The organism is Sphingomonas sp. Leaf30, from assembly GCF_001422525.1.
GTDB classification, from domain to species: domain Bacteria; phylum Pseudomonadota; class Alphaproteobacteria; order Sphingomonadales; family Sphingomonadaceae; genus Sphingomonas; species Sphingomonas aerolata.
In genome coordinates this window covers 468-951 of the sequence record NZ_LMKZ01000019.1, presented here as the reverse complement: position 1 = coordinate 951, position 484 = coordinate 468, and the positions used below count along the sequence as shown (strand labels likewise).

At 59.3% G+C, this 484-nt stretch carries 1 protein-coding gene; it reads right to left on the bottom strand.

The genetic code is table 11. The features are described 5' to 3' along the window. Window positions 1-303, bottom strand: a 303-nt coding sequence (locus ASE89_RS21010; RefSeq protein ID WP_201781560.1) for a hypothetical protein, incomplete at its 3' end; no start/stop codon positions are given. Window positions 304-484 lie beyond the last annotated feature (181 nt).

Sequence of the window (484 nt, the reverse complement as noted above, 5' to 3'; positions counted from 1 at the left end):
ACCGCGTTTATTGGGCCCATTCCCCTCGATCAGCACGGCCAAAGGATAGGGACCCTTGCTGTGTCCTGCCGGCAGGTACAGCGTTCCCGCCAGAACAACACCCGGCTCAGATGAGATACGAACATCGGTGGCGGTCGGCCCGGGCACGGCCAAGCGCGCGCGATTCGACGAAGGGATGCCGACCTCTGCCTGTGGCTGCGCCTCTACGCGGCCGGCGATGCCGATGCCTGTCGTGAGAAGCGCAAGAAGGGCCGTCAGCACCCGATAGGGGGAGCAGCGCGACGCACTAGTCATGGTTTTCATCATTGCTCCACTTCCTCACTATGCAGCACAGCCGGTATGCCGTGCCGAAGTCTTCTCACCGTTCGCTGCCGAACAACCGCTCGTAACATTCAGCAGCTATCGCTCCGCATTATAGAAACATATGTAGATTTATGAGTGGTGCTAGGGCGGCTCTGACCAAAGCATTCAAGCTGATGAACGG